This window comes from Flavobacterium sp. RSB2_4_14 (genome assembly GCF_051547085.1).
Taxonomy (GTDB): Bacteria; Bacteroidota; Bacteroidia; order Flavobacteriales; family Flavobacteriaceae; genus Flavobacterium.
On the sequence record NZ_JBPTTL010000003.1, the window covers coordinates 26042 to 47696 of the forward strand.

The following is a 21655-nucleotide window of genomic DNA, read 5'->3' on the forward strand; positions in this document are numbered from 1 at the left end:
AATGACAAGATTGTAGTGTTTACTATTTTAATTTCTCAAAAAAGAAAGGTTTGTAACTCGGTAACAATTCAGGATGCAAAATCTTGACAATATCTTTCAGTACAATGTCTGGTCTGTTTGGAGCTAATTCATAATACAAAATGCCACCAGTTTTTCCTTTTTTACCGCTGAACGAATATACATTTTTATTCTTGAATGCATCAAATTTGGCATAATGAGAATTCATGTCGGTCATTTCCTTTAACGAAGAAAACTGTCCTGAGGTAATCCAAATATCAGCAGTTGATGCTTTCTCAAAAACAGTTTCAAAGGATAAGGACAAGCTTCCAGTACCGCTAGTGTCTGACCATAAATAGTTGCCTTTGGCTTCTTTTAAAAGCAAACTTCCCCAACTAGTCCCTTTAGGTAAATACCATCGATCTTCAAACATGTCACCGGCTAAAATGGTTGGTGTAACTTTTGCTTTCTTGGCAATTTCAATGGTATTCAAATAATCCTTTTCAATTTTAGAAAAGATTTCATTAGCTTCTTTTTGTTTGCCATATAAAACGCCAAAAAACTTAATCCATTCTGCTTTTCCTAGAGGTGTTTCCTCGTTCCAATCGCCATTGAGCATAACCTTTAACCCACTTTTTTGCAAGTTGTCCAAAGTAGGATTGCTGTTGTCAATGCCATATCCAATAATCACATCGGGTTGCAAGTCGAGTAAGACTTCGGTATTTAAACTTTGATTGTTACCTAGTTCTGTTATTTTTTTGGCTTCAATTCGAGCTCTTACTTTTTCGGAAGAAATATAATTTAAGTTTGGAAAACCAACCAAAGTTTTTACTTCATCAAGCATCTCTAGCGAAGGAATATGTGTTGTAGAAGTAACTACAATAGTTTTTATAGGAATTGAAATGATGCTATTTTTTTGCAAACTATCGGGAATAATACCCTCTTTTTCTTTTAGAATATAGGTGTAGTTTTTGTTGGCATTTGGCCAAGGATTTTTCACCGTTACAACCGAATAGCCATTATAATTTTCAATGGAAAAACCTTTGGCGTAACGCACAGTATTTTTTGGAGATGCTACTATTGCTGGTTTTGTTTCATTTTTACATTGGATAAAACCAAATGAAATAAAAACGAGTGCCAAAGTGTAAAAATAGGGTTTCATCAAAATATTTTTTGCAAAAGTAAAACAATGTTACTACTATTTTTCTTTTATGTAACAATTGATGCAGTTTCAAAATTTAGTAATTCCTAATTTCGCATAAAAAGAATTTATGCGAAGCGATTCTAATACTTTTATATACATCATTGGAGGAATTATTTTTCTTCATTTTCTTGTTGGGTTTATTTGGCTGATTTTCAAACTTTCAAAAAAGAAAGAAAAATAAACTATTGTATTTTTAACGAAATTCACTTTTAATTCCTTTACATTTGCTACCGAATTAAGGTTGTGATTTTAATTTTTAAAATTACATTAAAAGGGAATTTGGTTCAAAACCAAAGCTGTTCCCGCAACTGTAAGCTAAAAAGCTTGTTGTTATCTGCAAAACCATTGTTCCGAAATGGCGGAATGAGAAGGTAAACAACAAGACGCAAGCCAGGAGACCTGCCTTATTTCATCGAGTAACAAACTTTCGGGAAAAAAGGTTTGGGTATGGGTAAATTCTATACTTTTCTCCCTAGATTATTAAAATTATTGTTGAACTAAAAATGAAAAAAACAGTTAGAGCAGTGGCTATTCTTGCCTTGCTAAACACTTGTGCCTATGCACAAGAACAGGATTCTACCAAAGTGAATTCTTTAGACGAAGTGGTGATTTCTGACACCAAATTTGCGCAGAGCAAAGAAAAATCAGGAAAAGTAATCGAAGTCATTTCGGCTACCGATTTAGAAAATAAAGCGGGGCAAAACTTAGCTACCGTTTTATCGCAAGTTGTTGGAGTGGAAATCAACGGAAACCAATCGGCAAATGGAAAAAATTTAGGCTATTACATTCGTGGTGGTAAAAACAGACAAATCCTAATTTTGATTGATGGTATTCCTGTGACCGATGCTTCGGGAATTAGTTTGGAATATGATTTGCGCTTGTTGCCAGTAGAACAAGTAGAACGCATTGAGGTGATGAAAGGAGCAGCTAGCACACTTTATGGAACTGGTGCAGCGACAGGAGTTATCAATATTACTTTGAAAAAAGCAACCAAAAAAGCGTTGGAAGGTAATGCGTATATCAACATTGGTTCTAACAACACTGCATTTGATAATAAATATAATGGACAGGATTTTAATCAAGGAATTTCGGTGAATGGGAATGCCGATAAGGTAAATTTCTTTGCAGGTTTCAATAGCACCGAAACTGGAAATATGTCACAAATTGCTGCTCCAAGTTCGGGTTTAAATTATGAAGAAGATATTTTTTCTCGACAAAATGTTTTGACAAAATTAGGGTTTAAAGCCACCGAGAAACTGACCTTGGATTTCTTTGGTAATTATGATAAAATCAAAAATAATTATGATGGTACCTTTGATAATACTGGTTTCAACGATATTGCTGTTAATACTACAAGTTCGGAGCAATTTCGTGTTGGATTTTTACCAAAGTATAAATATAACAAAGGCGAGCTGAATATTAATGCTGCTTTTAACCAAATTACCAGAGATTATAATGAGTTCAATAGCTTTACTACAACTACTGATTATTCGTTGTATGAGTCGCGCAGTGCTATTGTTGATGCTTTTAATAAGTACCAATTCAATGAGGAATTTTTTCTCGTAACAGGTATCAACTATCAGTTTCATGACATGCTTAGCGAAACACCTTTTGGTAATCTTGAACGAGAAAACACCAAGTTCAGCATGGTTGATCCATATGTAACTTTAGTGTACACTTCAAAATTTGGATTGAATATCAATGCGGGTTCACGATTGAATGTGCATAGTGAATATGGAAATAATTGGGTGTATAACTTCAATCCGTCCTATAATTTTAAAACTTCTTTTCCTCTAAAGGTTTTGGCTTCTTACAGCACGGCTTTTATCACGCCTAGTTTATATCAACTCTATTCCGAATATGGCAATACGAGTTTAACACCCGAAGATAATACCACCGTTGAAGCTGGTTTTGAGACCGAATTGTTGCGCAAAAATCTAAAACTAAATGTGGTAGGGTTTTACCGTGACCAAAACAATTCAATTGATTTTTATTTTGACCCCAATACTTTTGATGCTTATTACATCAATATTGATGGAAAAAACAAAGCCAAAGGTATTGAAACCGGACTTAGTTATGCTATTACTAACACATTACTATTAAACGCAAATTATACTTTTACCCAAGTGGATGAAGCACTCAATCGTTTAATTCCAAAACATAAAGTGAATTCTAGCATTGATTTTCAACCTACAAATCGAACTTTGTTCAATGTGAGTTACCAGTATTTTGATGCACGAAATGATGTTTTTTTTGATGGCAATACATTCGCCACGAACAAAGTAAAATTGGGCTCCTATCAATTATTCAATGCCATGATAAAACAGGAATTGATTAAAAACCGATTGACCCTTTTTGGTTCAGTAACCAACATATTGAATGAGGAATTCACAGAAAACATAGGTTATTCCACCCGAGGAAGAAATTTTAAGTTGGGTGTAAATATTGTTTTGTAATTGATTAACTATTGTTTTGTTAATTGAGGAGAAAAGCTAACTGAGAGGTTGGCTTTTTTTATGGTCACGGATTACAAATCCGAGCTATCGGGTTTCATTAATACTATTATTTGATAGTATAAAAGATAGTTTTTTTCAGTGAACGTCCAAAATTTTTGTTACTAAAGTATTAATTCAATAATTTATAATATTTAATATTGTGAATCAATATTTCGCCAACTTTCATCTCTTTCATATTGTTGACTATTTCTGATCCTTTAACTTTTCGAGTATAATGCACAATTTTGTCAAACTTGCATAAATCAATATTTGTTATTTTGTATTGAATATTATATCCATTATTCTTCTTATTTTTACTTAATACTACTCCTTCGATAATACATTCATAATTTTTCATATCAGAATAAATTGAGTAAACAATTAAGTCTGTATTTCCTTCTTTTTCATAGTTAGTTTGTGTGCCGAAAGGAATTTTTATTGTATCTCCAATTTTAAGATTATTAAAAACTTTTTTTTGAAATTTTATGCGAGATTTTGAAGAAGCATTAGTTTTGTCATTTTGAGAGAAACAACTCGAAAAAGTTAATAAAAATATGATTATAAAACGATTCATCTGATTTGTTTGCTAACTCGTATATACATGCTACAATCTAGCACATTTCCCCCAAATATAACAATTAATTTTCCTTTTCAAAGAAGCAAATAACCTCTTCTTCCAAGTTAATAACCTCTTCGAAGAAGCAATAAGCCTCTTCGAACAAGCAAAAAGCTTCATCGAACAAGCAAATAACCTCGTCATTCAAGCAAAAAGCTTCTTCGAAGATGCAAATAACCTCTTCAAAGAAGTAAAAAGCCTCATCGTTGAGGTTAATAACCTCGTCGAGCAAGTTCAGAACCTCTTCGACGAGGTAAAAAGCCTCGTTTTCTAATTTTGGAAGAGTGATTAACTCATTTTGGAAGTGATTAACTTATTTTGGAAGTGATTAACTCATTTTTAGAGTGATTGTTACAACAAAACACTACAAAGAATGCTTTGGAAGTTTTTGCTGTTACAAGCCTATTGGTTCAGGAATTGGTTGGTATCTTTCTACGGAAGTTCCACATGCATTTCTGTTCTCAATGGATTTATCGCTTTGGCATCGGTAAAGTCACGTTCTATAACGCTTGGCAGTTGAGGGAACATTCTTCCACTACCGATAATTTGGTTGATGGCAGCATTTAATAATGGTTCGTCCACATTGCCTAAAACACCTATGTTGTTCAAGTTTTCGGGCAATAAAAGAGTAGGAGCGATGCCTGCGGTGTAATCGCCAAAACCGTTTTTGTCCACAATTTTCAATACTATGGGTTGCATGGCGTATTTATGGTTTGGGTTTACATTTTCTTTTCTAAAAGTTGGTGAATCATATAGCGTAACCGAACCTACATTTTTCCCTGTGGTAACATCTCCAATTTGAACTACATTAATATAGGGTTTCAAACAATTGATAACCAATTCACTTGCAGAAGCCGAACTTTTAGAGGTTAAAACATATACTTTGTTGAGGTTCAAACTATTCAATCCACCGACGAATTTATTTTGTAATGAACCAGGATTATTGTCTTCATAATAGGCTTGTGCTTTGGCATTCCATTGTTGGCGAGCAAATAATTCTCCAGTAAATTGTCCTGTAATCATACTGGCTAATTTGGTTGCCGTGTTCACAGAGCCACCAGAGTTGTAGCGTAAATCGAGTACCAAATGTGTAACGCCTTGAGCTATAAAATCCCCAAAAACAGCATTTAACTGATTGTCAAAAGAAGGATAAAATCCATTATACATCAAGTAGCCAATTTTCTTTTCATTTTGAGTAATTACGGAACTCAGTAAAATTGGATTTTCGGCCAATGCTGTTTTTGTGAGCGTTACCGATTGTCCATTTGGCGTAATTGTGACAAAACCGTTACTATCACTGCTATAATTAGCTAAATTTACGGTATAGGTTTCAGTACTACTAAGTAAAAGGGATCTATAATTATCATCTGTCAATGGAATTCCATTGACCGCATAAAAAATATCACCGCGCTGAATATCTTTGGTAGCAGCATCAGAATTGGGAATAATATATCTAACCCAACCAAATACATTAGTAGTTCCATTAATATGTTTTAATCCAAAATCCATTCCGTTGTTCAAAGTATTTCCCGAAATCACACCTTCAAGAACATTGTAATCACTAAAAATGACACTAAACCTGTCGATAGAAGTGTCAGTACGAAGCGCATTGAAAAGTGTGGTTGGATCATCAAAAGTTTCAAGAAAAACATTCAACTGCGATTGATTAGCAAAACGGTCATCGTCTAAATCGGTAACATCTGCTTGCCATAGATAATATAAATTCATGCCTTTCCATACGAAGTCATTAATCTCAAGATTACTCGGAACCGCATTATCATCCATATCTTCACAACCTAGTGGAAGAGCAAAAAGTAATAACAGTAAAAAGGTTTTTACAATTTTTTTCATAGCAGTATTTCATTTTAATAACCGTAAATTTACTAAGTTTAGATTTAAAATTACATTTTGATTGTAACAAATAAAAATGTGTGTCGTCTTGACTGTATAACCAATAACCAAAATAGCTTCAATGAACCAAAATGAGTTTATGCAATTGGTAAATCCTTTTAAGGATAAACTCTTCCGAATGGCAAAACGATTACTCGTGAGCACTGAAGAAGCCCAAGATGCTACTCAAGAAGTTTTGGTAAAATTGTGGAATAGGAACGAAAGTTTGGAAGGTTATAAAAGTGTCGAAGCTGTGGCCATGACGATGACCAAGAATTATTGTTTGGATCAACTGAAATCAAAACGCGCTGGTAATATGACGATTGTACATAGCAATTTCATCGATAGTCAAGCGAGTTTACAACAAAAAGTGGAAGATAAAGACACTTGGAATTGGGTGGAGAAAATAATGAACGATTTACCCGAACAACAAAAACTAATCGTACAAATGAGAGACATCGAAGAAATGGAGTTTTCAGAAATTGGTACGATTTTAGACATGAACGAACAAGCCATCAGAACGGCATTGTCAAGAGCACGAAAAACGATAAGAGAAAAAATGATAAAAACACATCATTATGGCATTGGATAGAATAGAAAAAATACTAGAGAAATACTTTGAAGCAGCAACCAGTATTGCCGAAGAAAAAGAGTTGAAAGACTATTTTGCTTCTTCAGATGTGGCGCCACATCTAGAACAATACAAACCATTATTTGGTTATGCAACTCAAGCAAAACAAGAACAGTTCACCGCAATGATTCCATTAAAAACTAAGAAGCGTTATAGTGCAGTTTGGTTATCAGTTGCAGCTTCTGTGGTCGTTTTACTTGGCGTGGGTTTATTTACATACAATCATTATAACCAGCCAACATCGGAAGATTTAGGTACTTATGATGATCCTGAAGTGGCGTTTAGAGAAACGCAAAAGGCATTGGCTTTAATTTCAGAAAGTGTAAATAAAGGCATTGTAGGTATGAGCTATTTAAATGAATACGAACAATCAAAAGACAAAATTTTTAAATAAAAAAAAATCAAGAAATCATGAGGAAATTAATTTTTACTATCGCATTAGTTTTAACGACAAGCACTTTTTTTGCACAAACTGTTTTCGATAAATTTGAAGAACAAGATGGTATTACTGCAGTAATTGTCAACAAGAAAATGTTTTCGCTGTTGAGTAAAATGGAAGTAAAAGACAAACAAGAACAACAATACGTCAATTTGATTAAGAAATTAGACAATTTGAGAGTGTTTGTAACTGAAAGCGATAAGAAATCAGACGAGATGAAAGCTGTCTCTGATAAATATGTTAAAACATCAGCATTAGAAGAATTGATGCGTGTGAATGAAAAAGGTAAAAGTGTGAAGATTTATGTAAAATCAGGTGCTACCGATTCGCAAATCAAAGAATTATTAATGTTTGTAGAAGGTAGCGGAAGCGAAGAAACTGTTTTGATGTCACTGACTGGGAATTTTGATTTGGAAGAACTTTCTGTTTTGACCGATAAAATGAAATTACCTGGAGGTGATGATTTGAAAAAAGCTTCAAAAGGTAAAAAGTAAGAAAGCATGAGAATCCTAGTTTTTTTAATAGCTATCTTGACTTCGCTTGTATTACTAAGTTGCAATGATGAGCCTACACTTCAAAAATATTTTGTAGAAAATTCAGAAAAAAACAATTTTGTAGTGTTGGATGTTTCGCCTTCTATTTTGAATGTAGATAAAACAAAACTGTCTGCTGATCAAAAAACAGCTTTAGCTTCCTTTGAAAAAATGAATATTCTAGCTTTCAAATTAGATAAAAATAATAAGGAAGATTATGAATCAGAAAGCCAAAAGGTAACTCAAATTATGAAAGGCGAAGATTATCAGCAATTGATGAAAGTAGGATCAGGAAAAGACGCAGCTTCCATCAGTTTTGTAGGCGATGAAGATAACATCGACGAGTTTGTTGTATTTGCTAAGAGAAAAGAAAACGGATTTGCGGTAGTGAGAATTTTGGGCAATGATATGAATCCAAACAATATTATGACGATGCTTTCGGTTTTAAAAGAAGCAAAAATTGATACCGCACAATTAGCACCGTTGAAAGATTTAATGAAATAAGTACCTATGCTATTTAAAACAAAAAGTTCCAAACATTGTTTGGAACTTTTTTTTATTTTTTAAAGTATTTAAATGGAACAAATAACATTCCAAAACATTCGCCATCTCCTTTACCAACATGTTTGTGATGCATTTTGTGTGCTCTTCTTACTCCTTTTGCATAAATATTATTTGCATTTCGGAATAGTTTAAAACGTTGGTGAATAAAAATATCATGCACAATAAAATAGGCAAGTCCATAGGCAAAAATTCCTAATCCAACGGCTATACCTAGTTCAAAAATTCCGTTTTGCCATAATAAAAAGCAACCAATACTTACCACTGCATAAAAAATAAAGAAAGCATCATTGCGTTCAAACCATGAGTCGTGATCTTTTTTGTGATGGTCGGAATGCAAGCTCCACAAAAAGCCATGCATAATGTATTTATGAGTAAACCATGCCATGAATTCCATGACGATGAAAGTGATAAAAAAAACTAAAATTTGTAGTAACATAATCTTTATAATAAATTTAAACGGTAGTTAACATAACATTTTGCCATAAGTCCAAATTTTTGATAATCGGGAACGCGAATTCTGGTGTTTTTAATTTCTGTAGAAGGCGTTTTCTTTAATTTAGACAAAAGCTTTTTGTAATAAACAAAAGCAGTATAGACACCAAATTTTGCTTCCATCGGTAATTTTAAAATACCTTCAAAACCTGCGTGAAAGTCAGCTTCAATTTCTTTGATGATTTCATTTTTTGAATGCTCATCAAGTTTTGATAAATCAGTATTTGGGAAGTACGTTCTGTTCAAGTCTTCGTAATCGGCTTTCAAATCTCGCAAGAAATTCACTTTTTGAAAAGCAGACCCTAATCTCATAGCAGATTGTTCTAGTTCTAAAAACTTGGTATCATTGCCATTAACAAAAACTTTTAAGCACATGAGTCCAACCACATCGGCTGAGCCATAAATGTATTCATTGTATTCGTCAACAGTTTTATATTCGCTCTTGTGTAAATCCAATTTCATACTTTTCATAAAGGCATTTATCATACTCATAGGAATATTGTAGCGATGAACGGTGTGCTGAAATGAATTCAGAATTGGATTCAAACTGATTTTGTTTTCCAAAGCACTAGCTAAATCTTTTTCAAACATTTCAAATAGCACTTCTTTGTTATAATCATGAAAAGTATCCACAATCTCATCAGCAAAACGAACAAATCCATAAATGTTATAAATATCTTGACGAATACTAGGTGCTAACATTTTAACGGCAGCAGAAAACGACGTGCTATAAGACTTGGTAACGTTTCTGCTACAATCGAAAGATATGGTGTCAAAAATTGATTTCATATATTATAAATTTTTCTCAATAAGTTCAGCAACAAGTTTTCCAGAGATTAATGCTGGAGGAACACCTGGTCCAGGAACCGTTAATTGTCCTGTAAAATAAAGGTTTTTAACTTTCTTACTTTTTAATTTTGGTCTTAAAAACGCTGTTTGTAACAACGTGTTAGCCATTCCGTAAGCATTACCTTTATATGAATTGTACTCTTTAATAAAGTCTTTAACACAAAAAGATTCCTTAAATATAATATTATTTTTTACATCTTGTTGTGTGATTTTTTCAAATCTAGAAATAATCTTTTCAAAGTAAAGTGCTCTCAACTCTTCTGTATCTTCAATTCCTGGTGCAATAGGTATCAAGAAAAAGCCATTTTCACAACCTTCAGGAGCTAGATTTTCATTTGTTATAGATGTAAAATTAGCATAGAAAAGTGGTTCGTCAGGCCATTTAGGAATATCATAAATATCAGAAGCATGAATATCAAAATCCACATCAAAAAATAAATTGTGATGCACTACATTCTTTAGTTTTTTATTGAAACCAACATAAAATAGGAGAGAGGAAGGTGCAAATGTTTTCTTCTCCCAATAATTTTCAGAATATTGACGATATTCAGGATCGAGTAATGTTTCTGAGTGATGATAATCAGCACCAGTTAAAACAATATCGGCATCTGTAGTATTTCCATTTATGACAATGCCTGTTGCTTTTTTGTTTGTCACTATAATTTTTTCGACCGCTGAATTAGTGTGAATAGTAACTCCTAATTCTTTTGCCAACTTTTCCATACCCAGAATTACGCTATACATTCCGTCTTTGGGTTGCCATGTACCTAGTCCAAAATCAGCATAGTTCATGAAACTATAAAAAGAGGGAGTATCTGAGGGTTTTGCACCAAGGAATAGTACAGGAAACTCTAAAATTTGTATGAGTTTTTTATTTTTAAATTTCTTTTTAACGTCTTTACTGATATTAGAAAAAAACTGATTAACCTTTGTTGCTGTTTGAAGTGTTATCAATTCTAGAGGTGATTCACCTGGTCTATAAACCAAATCTTTAATAGCAATGTCATAATTGCTTTTGGCCTCTTTCATGAATGATTCTAATTGTTTTCCACTACCTTTCTCAATAGACTCAAATGTTTCTATTATTTCTGGAAGATTATCTGAAATAGTGACAAAATCATCTATGCCAAAAAAAACTTTATAGGCAGGAGATAATTTACTGAGTTCGTAATAGTCAGAAGGTTTTTTATTAAAATCGTTGAAGAAACGCTCAAAAACATCGGGCATCCAATACCAAGATGGTCCAATATCAAAAGTAAAACCTTCTTTAATCAACTGCCTGGCTCTACCACCAATAGTTGGGTTTTTTTCAAAAACTGTTACCTCATGACCTTGTTGGGAAAGATAGCAAGCGCTCGCCAGTGAGGAAAATCCTGAACCAATTATTTTTATTTTCTTTTTCATATTGTCCAACAAAAGTAAAAAAAAGTTAAACAATAAAAAAGTTTTTTATTCAATGTATTCAACTAATTCTTTTATGGAAGTAAAGGTAGTGTTTTTTTGTGTGAGATATTTTGCGTCTATGTTTTCAATCATCCTTCCAATAAACCATAAGTTCGAAGTTTCTTCGAGAATTTCTTCGTTGAGTTTTTGTATGTAGTTATTGATTTCGTTTTTATCTGGTTCTACCGTTGTGTAACAGATATAGGTAATATTGTCAAAATATTTTTTCAAATCTTTCAAGCTGTCAATAGGCACACTTTCTCCCAAATATATGGTTTTATACCCAAGACTTAATATCTCATAATTCAAATACATTAGTCCTAATTCATGAATTTCATTCATTGGTAGGTATAAAACAAAAATTCGATCAGTTTTAGTAGGTGGCTTGGTTTGAATTTTTTCGGTATTTGTCAGTAACTTTTGTTTGATTAGATACGTTATAAAATGTTCATGCGCAGGAGAGATTGTATCTGTCTGCCAAAGGAATCCTAATTCTTGTATAAGTGGGATGAAAACGTCATAAAAAACTTCTCTAAATGATTTTTCCGATAATAAGTTGTTATAAGTATTAAAAAATGCAGCGTGATCAAAATTCATCATCGCCATTTTAAACGAACTAATCGCATGGTGTTTTACACTTTTATCCGATATAATTTCATTAGCTAATTGTGGAATGCGCTCTGGTGGAAGTTGTGATATTTTTGAAATTTTATATCCATGATTGTGCAATAAAGTAATATTTAGAAGCTTTTGAAGATTTGATAAATCATAAGTTCTAATATTTGTTTCAGTTCGCATTGGTTCTAAAACGTTATATCTTTTTTCCCAAATCCTTATGGTATGTGCTTTTATTCCAGATAAATTTTCTAAATCTTTAATACTAAAAATATTTTTAATATTGTTCATCTTTTAATTAAATTAGTTGAACAAAAGTAATTAAAATAAGTTTACAACTAATTAAATACTATGAAAACTTTATAAAAAATAATAAAGGTCAATCAATTTGTAATTTTTACTTAGCACTTAAGCACTGATAATCCGTTATCGAACGTTTTTTTTTAGCTTGACTTAGTTTAATTTTAAAACTAATCTAGGATAATGCCATTAAGTAGGTGCACTAATTAAGTCCTTAGTTGAAGTAGATAATAAAAGTACTTTAAATGAAAAGGTTTTAATAAACATTTAATTATATGGACTAAATGTTGACTAAAACCTTTGCTAACACCTTTAAATAGGCGTTTAATGTGACCACGATGGGATTCGAACCCACACGTCCTTTCGAACACCACCCCCTCAAGATGGCAAGTCTACCAATTTCTCCACGTGGCCAAAAAAAGTAAAGACGTTGCATGGCAACGTCTTTAAAATTTGTGTGACCCGACTGGGGCTCGAACCCAGGACCCCATCATTAAAAGTGATGTGCTCTACCAACTGAGCTATCGAGTCTTAACCGTATTCTAGAAAAAAAATGTGACCCGACTGGGGCTCGAACCCAGGACCCCATCATTAAAAGTGATGTGCTCTACCAACTGAGCTATCGAGTCTTTTTCTTTTCTTGAATGCGGGTGCAAATATAAGGCCTTATTATTTATATTTCAAAGCAATTTTATTATAAATTTACCTTTTTTTGACCAAGGGTGTTAATGGCTTAATTTATAAGGTTTTATTGTAATGCAGAAAGTGATTTTAATAGGTTATATGGCTGTGGGAAAGACAACAATTGCACAATTGTTAGCCATAAAAATGAAGTGGAAATGGGTGGATTTGGACAAAACCATTGAAAAAAAAATGAATTTAAGTATCAAGGAGCTATTCCAACAAAAAGGAGAAATTTATTTTAGAAGAATAGAACACGAAGTTTTTAAAGAATTGGTTGAGAATAATGAAAGACTCATTATTAGTACTGGTGGAGGCACTCCATGTTACGCTAATAACCACCTTTTTCTAAATGGTGATGCCGTTTTTTCTGTCTATTTACAAGCGTCAATACCAGTTATTTTTGAGCGATTGAAAAAGGCTAAGAGCGAACGACCCTTAGTGGCAAATCAAACTGAGGATGAATTAAAAAAGTTTATTGCCAAAAATCTGTTTGATAGAAGCTATTTTTATAATCAAGCTACGGTTAAGATTAATGTTGATACTAAAACACCAGAAGAAATAACCGATGAAATAGGTCAATTACTAAACTAAATAAGCGTAATTGTTGTTGTCTTCAAAAACTACATGAACATGTTCCTTTGAGGATGTTGAGAGTGAAATGCCTTTGAAATCAGCCTTTACAGGAAATCGTTTGTGATTTCGGTCTACCAAAACCACGGTTTTGAATTTCTTTACTGGCACTTCTAAAAAATGTTTGACACCATATATCAATGTCGTACCTGAATTTAAAACATCATCTACCAGTACGATACTTTTGTTACTATACACTTCTTTTGGAATGGATGTGGTTATAGGGTTAAACGGATTTTGTTTATCAATTTTAACTTTACACAAAATCACTTCAATGGTTGAAATTTCTTTTAACACTAAAGCTACTTTTTGAGCTAAAATAAACCCATTATCTGCTATCCCAGCCAATATTATTTCACCATCATCTACAAAGGTCTCTAGTATTTGAAAAGCTATTCGTCTGATTTTATGTTCAATTTCTTGATGATTAAGGATGATGTTTTGGCTCATGAATTTACTTTTTTCAAAGATAAAAATAGATTTTTTATTTCTTAGGATTGTTTGTTTTAATTTTAAGCAAATTGTATCTGATTTTATTATTTAAGATTTTTCATTAGAAAGGTTTAGATGAAACAAATCCTAAAGAATGTTTTAGAACTTAGTTACCTTTATTAAAAATATAAGACTAATTGTATTATCGCTATTTAAATCATCGGTGTTTTCTAAACGTTTAACGATATTATAAAAAAAGATTTGAACATTCCTTTTTTTTAACAAGTTTTCATATAAATTTACATCCTTGAAAAAAACTTATTCAACATTACAATGAATTTATATTCAATCCGTTAATAGTTTTTTTTTTTTATTATAATGCTTTAAATGTAAAAAATGAATACCTTCTTCTCCGATAATAATGTAAAGCATCCAAAATGGAATAATTTAGTTTTTTTTGCGGTGTTTATTTTAATGCTTGTAACTCAATTTGCTTCTAGCCAAGTGGCTACCTACGGTTTTTCGGAATCGGTTACTTCATACTCACCTTTATCAACTCCAACTCCAATTGTGGCCTATTCAGCACCATGGGATGACCATGTTTCTGGATCTGCAGTATTAGCCCCTATAGGATTTACTTTTAGGTATGATGGAGTTAATCAGACAGATTGTTACATTAATCCTAATGGATTTATATCGTTTGGTGCTGTTCAACCTTCACCTACTACTTATTTACCGCTAAGTACTTCAACTTTATTTACATCTGGAGGGACAGTAAGTGCGCTTGGAATGGACTTGATTTCTAATTCTACTTCTTCAACAGATAATATTGTTTACAGTACAATTGGTACTGCTCCAAATAGGATTTTTGTTGTACAATGGTCCAATGCGAGGAGAAAACCAATGACTGGAAACTTTAATTTTCAAATACGATTACTGGAAACCTCAAATGTTATTGAACTATCTTATGGTCTTTGTGCTCCAAGTAACCCTTCTGTTTTTAATGCTCAAGTAGGTATTCGTGGCGTAAGCAATGATTTTCTTCAAGGAAATATTAATAACAGATTTCAATCAGGAACAAATACAAATTCTACATGGTTTGGAAGAACGGTTTTAGGTACAGCCAACTCCAATACGGTTCGTACAAGTATTACTGAGTATCCTAATAATGGTCTCAAATATTCCTATACACCATCTACGAATTGTTTATCACCTACAGGAATTCCTTCCAATTTGTTGGTCGGAAATTCAAATGTTAATTCTACAAGTTTTGTAGGCAATAGTTTTACACCGGCCACTACTGCACCTACTAATTATTTAATATTAAGGAGTACTACGAATACGCCACCAACTGGACTGATAATTCCTAATCGTACCTATTGGGCCGTTAATGATATTATATCAGGTGTTTATACTGTGATTAGCACCTCAAATGCTACTTCGTTTCTCCAGACTTCCCTGTCTCCTAATACTACCTACTATTATTGGGTTATACCCTATAATGCAGGTTGTTTGAGCGGACCTATTTATAATCTAAGTTCCATGATTACCGCTTCAAAGACAACTTGTATTACTGCACCGACCGGAGTTATAGCGTCTTCAGTACAAGGAAACTCTTTTGTAGCTTCATGGAATACTGTTGCTGGAGCTTCAGATTATCAACTTGATATTGCTACCAATAGTACCTTCACCGCTACACTTCCTGCCTATACTAATTTTTCAACAGGAGGAGCAGTCAGTGCCATATTAGCTGGTTTAAATCCTTTGGTCACTTATTATTTTAGGGTAAGAGCCGTTGGTATTTCATGTTCTGTTAATAGTAGCGCTGTAACTGTAACAACTACATGTGGTGCTTTTCCAATTCCCTATTTTCAAAATTTTGATACAACACCAGTTAATTCGATACCAACGTGTTTTACCGTAACCAATAGTAATTCAGATAGTATAGTATGGCAAGTACAAAATTCATTAGCAGCTTCCACACCGAACGCCATTCATTTGGCTACAAATACCGTGTCTGATAGCAACGATTGGTTTTTTACTCCCGGACTCAATTTGATAATAGGAGTTACCTATCGATTAAAATTCAAATACAATACTCAAGGCGCAGGGCTATTTGCTGAAAATCTCAAAGTACGTTTAGGTACAGGTGCTTCTGAAGCTGAAATGAATAATACTTTATTGGATTTTCCTAATCTTATCAATACTGTATACCAAACTGCAATAGTAGATTTTACTCCTGTTACCAATGAAGTATTTTACTTAGGTTTTCAAGGGTATAGTTTTTCTAATCAAAGTAAGATTGTGATAGATGATATCAGTATTATTGTCTCACCCACTTGTTTTGAACCATTCAATGTTGCTGTCGCTTCAGTAGGCAGTACTACTGTCAGTATTTCTTGGGAAGCATCTATTCCACCTCCAGCCGTCGGATACCAGTATTATTTGAGCACTTCAAATACTACGCCAAGTGATACCGTTACACCTACAGGTTCAGTAGGAGCAGGAGTGCTAACAGCTTCAATAACTGGTTTGACCCCAGCTACTTTATATTATGTTTGGATTAGAGGTGATTGTAGTCCAATCGATAAAAGTGTCTGGAGTTTAGTACAATCCTTTAGTACTGATTGTTCAACATCATCCTTATTAACTGTTATTAATGGAACACTTTGTTCAGGAGGGACAACTACATTAGTAGCCTCTTCAAACCCTGGTTCAACTATAGATTGGTTTTCTGATGCATCCGGAACAAATTTGGTTGGAACTGGAACTAATTTTGTAACGCCTATTTTATTCTCAAATACTACTTATTATGCTCAATCTAAAGCTCCGGGTGGTCTAATACTAGCAGGACCTAGTTCACCTACAGATGCTGGAGGTTCGTTCGGAGTTCTTCAAACACAGACTTTCATAACTTTTTCAGTTACTGCTACTACAAATTTGCAATCGGTTGATATTTATCCAATGATTTCAGGTCAAAATGGGGTAATAACTATTCGGAACTCTTCTAATGCTATAATTGCCACTTATTCATACATAACTAATGTTGCAGGTGGGAACACAGCACAAACAATTTCTTTAAATGTTGATTTGGATTCGGGGAATTATCTTCTTTACATGGATAGCTTACCTGTGGGAGGTTTGGTGGTTAATATTGACAACGCTATTTATCCCTATACTTCTTCTATTGCCAACATCACAGGAAATGGCTATGATGGAACTTATTACTTGTATGCTTATAATTGGAAGTTTTCAAATATTTGTCGTTCATTATTAACGCCAGTAACGGCTACAGTATCTGCAGCTCCAGTCATAGTATTTAGTTCTTCTTCAGAAACTATTTGTAGTGGTGAAACCACAGGGGTTGTAAATGTAATTGGAAGTTCAGCATACAATGTTTTTAACTGGTCAACAACTATTGGAATTAATGGTACCATTTCTACTGGTTTTACATTTAATCCTACAACAACAACAGTTTATAGCTTTACCGCTTCACAATCTGCAGGTAGTTTATGTACTTCTGTAATCTCTCTAACAGTTACCGTAAGGCCATTACCACCCGCTATAACAATTGTTCCATCGACTGTTAGTATTTGTGAAGGAGCAGTACAAACTTTAACAGCTTCTTTAGCATTATCAACACCTGTAACAATATATAGCGAAAATTTCAATTCATCTACAAATAATTGGATAACAGTTAATTCTTCTATAGGAGGGAATGTTTTAGCAACAGCATGGACATTGAGACAAAGTCCTTATAATTATACGTCTACATATTGGAATCTTGTCAATATGAGAAGTAATGATAATACTCAATTTTATTTTTCAAATTCTGATGCTTCAGGTAGTCCGGGTACCAATAGAACAATAACTCAATTAATATCACCTTCATTTAATTTAGCAGGTTATACAACTGCTTCATTAAATTTTTGGCATTATTTAAGGTATATAGGTGGTAACAAATCACAAGTTGAAACTAGTGTTGATGGGGGTAGTACATGGACAACATTAATTGTTTTTAATGGTACTCAAGGGGGATTCACTTCATTTGTAAATGCTACAGTCAGTTTAAATAGTTTAGTAGGTAATTCTAATGTTAAAATTAGATTCATTTATGAAGCTACATGGGATTATGGTTGGGCTATTGATAATGTAGCAATAACTGGTAATCTTGCTCTTGAAGTAAGTTGGTTACCTCCGACTGAATTATATGTCGACTCTGCTGCTACTATCCCATATATTACAGGAACACCAACAGCAACAGTTTATGCCAAGCCAAATAATACTACAACATATACAGGGAGTGTTGTCGGTTCTAATGGTTGTTCTGTAAGTAGTACATCAACTATAAGTGTTATACCCGGAGTGTCGCTAGGTTTATTATCTAGTAGTCAAACAGTTTGCGCTGGTTGGGCTCCACTTCCATTAACTTTGGTGGGTGCTACAGGCACTATAGTTCGATGGGAATATGCAACAGATTCTGCTTTTACAACAGGATTGACAGCAATAGCCAATACCACGACTACACTCATACCAACTCAAATTGGAACTTATATTGGTGATCGCTATTTTAGAGTAGTTCTTCAAACAGGAACATGCCCTGTGGTATATTCTAATTTTGTTTTAGTTAGTTTTCCTTCCACCACGTGGGATGGAACAACATGGAGTAATGGTTCTCCAACAGCTACAACAAGAGCTGTGTTTAGTGGAAATTTCAGTTCTACATTTGATATTAATGCCTGTTCTGTAGAGGTATTATCGGGTGCTGTAACGATAAATTCGGCTCACACTTTAACCGTACAAAATGATGTTAAAGTTACAGGTGGTTCTCTTACCTTTCAAAATAACGCCAGTTTAGTACAGGTAAATTCTTTAAATAATGTGGGTGTTCCTTTTACCAATTCTGGAAATATAACCTATAATAGAACTACAACACCTATTCTTAAGTTTGATTACACCTATTGGTCATCACCTGTTTCTCCCCAAACATTGTTTAATGTCTCACCGTTAACTCCATCAGATTTTTATTATGAGTTCAACTCTTCTATCAACAATTGGCAGTGGGTTAATTCAATCACAGCAATGACCCCTGGGAAAGGTTACATCATTAGAGCTCCTTTTAATTACAATACTTCTGTTCCTGCTTTATATACAGCACCATTTATAGGTGTACCAAATACAGGAACTATATCAATACCTGTTGTAGGTGGAGGCAATCAATTAAACTTGTTAGGTAATCCCTATCCTAGTGCACTTTCTGCAGATGCTTTAATAACAGACCCGAGTAATTCAACAACGTTGAGTGGTACTATTTATTTATGGACACACTACACTCCAATAACGGCAAATAACTATACAGGTAGCGATTATGCAGTATATAATTATATGGGTGGCGTTGGGACGGGTTCTGCTGCTACTTCTGGTGCAAGCACCATACCTAACGGAAAAATAGCTTCTGGTCAAGGATTTTTTATTAAAGGATTGAATACAGGAACGGCCACCTTTAAAAACAGCATGAGGATTGCGGGCAATAACAACCAATTCTTTAGAATGGCATCCAACACGACTTCTTCGGTTAGTGAACCTGAAAAACACCGTTATTGGTTGGATATTTATAATACTTCTGGTGCATACAAGCAAGTATTAATAGGATATACAGATGGGGCTACTACAAGTCTAGACCGATTATACGATGGTGAAATGGTGGATGTAGGTAATGCCATAACGCTTTATACTATGGCTGATAATACAAAACTTAGTATTCAGGGTCGACCAATGCCATTTGATGTAAATGAGATGCTGCCATTAGGTTTTAAATCTACTAGCAATGGAAATTATACCATTGCCTTAACCAATTTTGATGGTTTATTCCAAACCCAAAATATCTATTTAGAAGATACCCTGCTGGGACTTATTCATGATTTAAAAGCAGCTGCTTACACTTTTACTACGGTGAGTGGCACCTTTGAGAGTCGATTTATACTTAGGTATACAAATCAGACGCTAGGCAATAATAATTCTATATTTGATGAAAATAGTGTCGTGGTTTACAAAGATCTATTTGGTTTAAATATCAATACAGGTAGTATTAATATGAAAAATGTAAAAATTTTTGATATGAGAGGTAGACTAATTGCTGAAAAAATACAGATAGGAAATACTCAAACGGTGTTTACCAATTTACCTACAACGCAACAAGTATTACTTATAAAAATTGAATCAGAAAATGAAAAAGTAGTAACTAAAAAAATAATATATTGAATATCATTTTTTTGTTAAATATCATATGCATTCTTTTTTAGATGTATTGTTTTCAAATACTATTCCTCTCCTTCAACATCAACATCCAAACCAAAGTCATCTATATCTCTTCGGTCTTTTTTGGTAGGTCTGCCTGTGCCCGTTTTACGATAGTGTTCTTTGGATAGTTTGAGTAATTCTAAATGGGCGAAAGTTTCAGGAGGTGTGTTGTCTTTCCTGTAGATATCTACTAGTTTTGCACCCACACGATTGGCAGGAATATCCAATACGGTTATTTCATAGGTGATTTGGTCTTTTCTAAAGGTCACTTTATCTGTTGGAAAAACTTCTCTCGATGCCTTGGCTACTTGTCCATTGACCGTGATATGATTTTTTCTGCAGGCCTCGGTGACCATGTTTCTAGTCTTGTAATAGCGTATGCACCATAAATATTTATCCACTCTCATTTTTTTCCAAAATCAACGTTAAATAGTTTACAAAAATAAATCAATATTGTATCTTGCGGGCTTAAAAATTAAACAAAAATGAATATTTTTAATAAAATCGTTGTACTTGTAATTTTATGTATGGCCATAGTTTCTTGTAATCCAAACGATACCAATACACCACCATTGCGTGATTATTCTGAGCAGTATGTGAAAGATATAGCCGCTATCGAGGAATATCTTCAGACACATTATATGGAAGTTGTCAATAATCCGGGTGCTACCGACGATCAAAGTGTTACCTATACCTTAATTCCAGAAGGAGGAACACAAACTTCTATATGGGATCAAACTGAGTATCCGTTGCAAACACGATTGGTTCTACAAAACGATATTGTTTATAAAATATATTACTTGCAACTCAGACAAGGTTCGGGACCAAATAGTAAATCACCTTGTAATGTTGATCAAGTGTTGACTTCCTATCGTGGTGAATATATTTACACCAGTACCGAAACTGTTGATGAAGTTGAGGTTAAAACTATCAAATCAACTCAATTTGAAGAGTCGATAAACCCTCAAACTTATTTTAATTTGACAGGGGTTATTAAAGGATGGAGCGAAATTTTTCCGCTTTTTAAAACAGGATCTTATACAGGAAATCCAGATGGGACAGTTTCTTATTTTGACTTTGGTGCTGGCGTTATGTTTATTCCATCAGGATTGGCTTATTATTCTGCTTCGCCATCCTCCATTCCTTCTTATTCGCCTCTGATTTTTTCTTTTAAATTATATGAAATACAAAGAACCGATCAAGATAATGATGGCATTTCTTCTTTTCAAGAAGATATCGCCACTTCAGTTGTAAATGCTGATGGTACTGTTACTATCATCAATGGTATTCCTGATGGTTATATGAATGTTTTAGCTAAAGATGTAGTAAATCCAGATGACACAGATGGTGATGAAAAACCAGACTTTTTAGACTTTGATGACGATGATGATTTATTTACTACTAAAAGTGAAATCAAAAATCCATTGACGAATGAACCTTTTCCTTTCGCTTTAATTCCAACCTGTAGTGATGGGAAGAAGAAACATCTTTCAAATGTTTGCCATTAAAATATATCATCCATAAAAAAAGTCCAGACATAC

General features: G+C 33.5%; 17 protein-coding genes, 3 tRNA genes and 1 riboswitch. Of the genes, 8 read left to right on the forward strand and 12 right to left on the reverse strand.

Annotated features, from left to right (window positions below; genetic code table 11):
- Positions 1-22 precede the first annotated feature (22 nt).
- The gene (locus ACSVH2_RS07825) at positions 23-1159 is read right to left on the reverse strand and encodes an ABC transporter substrate-binding protein (RefSeq protein WP_438092612.1); all 1137 of its coding nucleotides are present in this window, start codon (positions 1157-1159) and stop codon (positions 23-25) included.
- Positions 1160-1422: 263 nt separating this feature from the next.
- Positions 1423-1622, forward strand: a riboswitch (cobalamin riboswitch).
- Between the two features lie 82 nt (positions 1623-1704).
- Between ACSVH2_RS07825 and ACSVH2_RS07830 the strand changes: the two genes are divergently transcribed.
- Positions 1705-3657 (forward strand): TonB-dependent receptor plug domain-containing protein, encoded by a 1953-nt coding sequence (locus tag ACSVH2_RS07830; RefSeq protein ID WP_438092613.1) that lies wholly within the window; start codon positions 1705-1707, stop codon positions 3655-3657.
- A 169-nt stretch (positions 3658-3826) separates the two neighbouring features.
- Here ACSVH2_RS07830 and ACSVH2_RS07835 read toward each other — a convergent pair whose 3' ends face one another.
- Positions 3827-4270, reverse strand: coding sequence for a hypothetical protein (locus ACSVH2_RS07835; RefSeq protein ID WP_438092614.1), 444 nt, complete (start codon positions 4268-4270; stop codon positions 3827-3829).
- A 474-nt stretch (positions 4271-4744) separates the two neighbouring features.
- Positions 4745-6163: a S41 family peptidase gene (locus tag ACSVH2_RS07840; protein ID WP_438092615.1), complete on the reverse strand. Its 1419-nt coding sequence runs from the start codon at positions 6161-6163 to the stop codon at positions 4745-4747.
- Positions 6164-6284: 121 nt separating this feature from the next.
- On the opposite strand from ACSVH2_RS07840, the gene ACSVH2_RS07845 reads away from it, so the two are divergent.
- From ACSVH2_RS07845 to ACSVH2_RS07860, 4 genes are read left to right on the forward strand one after another with little or no spacing between them, the layout of a single operon-like run.
- Positions 6285-6794, forward strand: coding sequence for an RNA polymerase sigma factor (locus ACSVH2_RS07845; RefSeq protein WP_438092616.1), 510 nt, complete (start codon positions 6285-6287; stop codon positions 6792-6794).
- Positions 6781-7227, forward strand: coding sequence for a hypothetical protein (locus ACSVH2_RS07850; protein WP_438092617.1), 447 nt, complete (start codon positions 6781-6783; stop codon positions 7225-7227). Before ACSVH2_RS07845 ends, ACSVH2_RS07850 begins: the two co-directional genes overlap by 14 nt.
- Before the next feature lie 17 nt (positions 7228-7244).
- Positions 7245-7766 (forward strand): DUF4252 domain-containing protein, encoded by a 522-nt coding sequence (locus ACSVH2_RS07855; protein WP_438092618.1) that lies wholly within the window; start codon positions 7245-7247, stop codon positions 7764-7766.
- A gap of 6 nt (positions 7767-7772) precedes the next feature.
- Positions 7773-8309 carry a DUF4252 domain-containing protein gene (locus ACSVH2_RS07860; protein ID WP_438092619.1) on the forward strand — a complete coding sequence of 179 codons (537 nt, stop codon included), beginning with the start codon at positions 7773-7775 and terminating at the stop codon, positions 8307-8309.
- A 52-nt stretch (positions 8310-8361) separates the two neighbouring features.
- Here the strand turns inward: ACSVH2_RS07860 and ACSVH2_RS07865 are convergent, their stop codons facing one another.
- From ACSVH2_RS07865 to ACSVH2_RS07895, 7 genes are all read right to left on the reverse strand, one after another.
- Positions 8362-8805, reverse strand: coding sequence for a sterol desaturase family protein (locus ACSVH2_RS07865; protein ID WP_438092620.1), 444 nt, complete (start codon positions 8803-8805; stop codon positions 8362-8364).
- Between the two features lie 5 nt (positions 8806-8810).
- Positions 8811-9650: a phytoene/squalene synthase family protein gene (locus tag ACSVH2_RS07870; protein WP_438092621.1), complete on the reverse strand. Its 840-nt coding sequence runs from the start codon at positions 9648-9650 to the stop codon at positions 8811-8813.
- Between the two features lie 3 nt (positions 9651-9653).
- Positions 9654-11114, reverse strand: coding sequence for a phytoene desaturase family protein (locus tag ACSVH2_RS07875; RefSeq protein ID WP_438092622.1), 1461 nt, complete (start codon positions 11112-11114; stop codon positions 9654-9656).
- A 45-nt stretch (positions 11115-11159) separates the two neighbouring features.
- Positions 11160-12059 carry a MerR family transcriptional regulator gene (locus tag ACSVH2_RS07880; RefSeq protein ID WP_438092623.1) on the reverse strand — a complete coding sequence of 300 codons (900 nt, stop codon included), beginning with the start codon at positions 12057-12059 and terminating at the stop codon, positions 11160-11162.
- Between the two features lie 339 nt (positions 12060-12398).
- Positions 12399-12482: transfer RNA gene (locus ACSVH2_RS07885), tRNA-Leu, on the reverse strand.
- A 44-nt stretch (positions 12483-12526) separates the two neighbouring features.
- Positions 12527-12599, reverse strand: a tRNA-Lys gene (locus ACSVH2_RS07890).
- A gap of 25 nt (positions 12600-12624) precedes the next feature.
- A tRNA-Lys gene (locus ACSVH2_RS07895) sits at positions 12625-12697 on the reverse strand.
- Between the two features lie 127 nt (positions 12698-12824).
- On the opposite strand from ACSVH2_RS07895, the gene ACSVH2_RS07900 reads away from it, so the two are divergent.
- Positions 12825-13343, forward strand: coding sequence for a shikimate kinase (locus tag ACSVH2_RS07900; protein ID WP_438092624.1), 519 nt, complete (start codon positions 12825-12827; stop codon positions 13341-13343).
- On the opposite strand, the gene ACSVH2_RS07905 is transcribed toward ACSVH2_RS07900, so the two are convergent.
- Positions 13335-13832 carry a phosphoribosyltransferase family protein gene (locus ACSVH2_RS07905; RefSeq protein ID WP_438092625.1) on the reverse strand — a complete coding sequence of 166 codons (498 nt, stop codon included), beginning with the start codon at positions 13830-13832 and terminating at the stop codon, positions 13335-13337. The two genes, ACSVH2_RS07900 and ACSVH2_RS07905, sit on opposite strands and share 9 nt — an antisense overlap.
- A 378-nt stretch (positions 13833-14210) precedes the next feature.
- On the opposite strand from ACSVH2_RS07905, the gene ACSVH2_RS07910 reads away from it, so the two are divergent.
- On the forward strand, positions 14211-20075 hold the full coding sequence (locus tag ACSVH2_RS07910) for a T9SS sorting signal type C domain-containing protein (protein WP_438092626.1): 5865 nt from the start codon (positions 14211-14213) through the stop codon (positions 20073-20075).
- A 59-nt stretch (positions 20076-20134) separates the two neighbouring features.
- Here ACSVH2_RS07910 and ACSVH2_RS07915 read toward each other — a convergent pair whose 3' ends face one another.
- Positions 20135-20521 carry an RNA-binding S4 domain-containing protein gene (locus tag ACSVH2_RS07915; RefSeq protein WP_438092627.1) on the reverse strand — a complete coding sequence of 129 codons (387 nt, stop codon included), beginning with the start codon at positions 20519-20521 and terminating at the stop codon, positions 20135-20137.
- A gap of 78 nt (positions 20522-20599) precedes the next feature.
- Here ACSVH2_RS07915 and ACSVH2_RS07920 point away from each other — a divergent pair, with 78 nt between their 5' ends.
- On the forward strand, positions 20600-21622 hold the full coding sequence (locus ACSVH2_RS07920; protein WP_438092628.1) for an FKBP-type peptidyl-prolyl cis-trans isomerase: 1023 nt from the start codon (positions 20600-20602) through the stop codon (positions 21620-21622).
- The last annotated feature ends 33 nt before the right edge of the window (positions 21623-21655 follow it).

What these genes read in the sequence shown, in the direction of transcription:
- ACSVH2_RS07860 (WP_438092619.1), top strand. Translation starts at nt 7,773, where the DNA reads ATGAGAATCCTAGTTTTTTTAATAGCTATCTTGACTTCGCTTGTATTA.
- ACSVH2_RS07835 (WP_438092614.1), bottom strand. Translation starts at nt 4,270, where the DNA reads ATGAATCGTTTTATAATCATATTTTTATTAACTTTTTCGAGTTGTTTC.
- ACSVH2_RS07915 (WP_438092627.1), bottom strand. Translation starts at nt 20,521, where the DNA reads ATGAGAGTGGATAAATATTTATGGTGCATACGCTATTACAAGACTAGA.
- ACSVH2_RS07855 (WP_438092618.1), top strand. Translation starts at nt 7,245, where the DNA reads ATGAGGAAATTAATTTTTACTATCGCATTAGTTTTAACGACAAGCACT.
- ACSVH2_RS07910 (WP_438092626.1), top strand. Translation starts at nt 14,211, where the DNA reads ATGAATACCTTCTTCTCCGATAATAATGTAAAGCATCCAAAATGGAAT.
- ACSVH2_RS07875 (WP_438092622.1), bottom strand. Translation starts at nt 11,114, where the DNA reads ATGAAAAAGAAAATAAAAATAATTGGTTCAGGATTTTCCTCACTGGCG.
- ACSVH2_RS07900 (WP_438092624.1), top strand. Translation starts at nt 12,825, where the DNA reads ATGCAGAAAGTGATTTTAATAGGTTATATGGCTGTGGGAAAGACAACA.
- ACSVH2_RS07825 (WP_438092612.1), bottom strand. Translation starts at nt 1,159, where the DNA reads ATGAAACCCTATTTTTACACTTTGGCACTCGTTTTTATTTCATTTGGT.
- ACSVH2_RS07840 (WP_438092615.1), bottom strand. Translation starts at nt 6,163, where the DNA reads ATGAAAAAAATTGTAAAAACCTTTTTACTGTTATTACTTTTTGCTCTT.
- ACSVH2_RS07880 (WP_438092623.1), bottom strand. Translation starts at nt 12,059, where the DNA reads ATGAACAATATTAAAAATATTTTTAGTATTAAAGATTTAGAAAATTTA.
- ACSVH2_RS07905 (WP_438092625.1), bottom strand. Translation starts at nt 13,832, where the DNA reads ATGAGCCAAAACATCATCCTTAATCATCAAGAAATTGAACATAAAATC.
- ACSVH2_RS07830 (WP_438092613.1), top strand. Translation starts at nt 1,705, where the DNA reads ATGAAAAAAACAGTTAGAGCAGTGGCTATTCTTGCCTTGCTAAACACT.
- ACSVH2_RS07845 (WP_438092616.1), top strand. Translation starts at nt 6,285, where the DNA reads ATGAACCAAAATGAGTTTATGCAATTGGTAAATCCTTTTAAGGATAAA.
- ACSVH2_RS07920 (WP_438092628.1), top strand. Translation starts at nt 20,600, where the DNA reads ATGAATATTTTTAATAAAATCGTTGTACTTGTAATTTTATGTATGGCC.
- ACSVH2_RS07870 (WP_438092621.1), bottom strand. Translation starts at nt 9,650, where the DNA reads ATGAAATCAATTTTTGACACCATATCTTTCGATTGTAGCAGAAACGTT.
- ACSVH2_RS07850 (WP_438092617.1), top strand. Translation starts at nt 6,781, where the DNA reads ATGGCATTGGATAGAATAGAAAAAATACTAGAGAAATACTTTGAAGCA.
- ACSVH2_RS07865 (WP_438092620.1), bottom strand. Translation starts at nt 8,805, where the DNA reads ATGTTACTACAAATTTTAGTTTTTTTTATCACTTTCATCGTCATGGAA.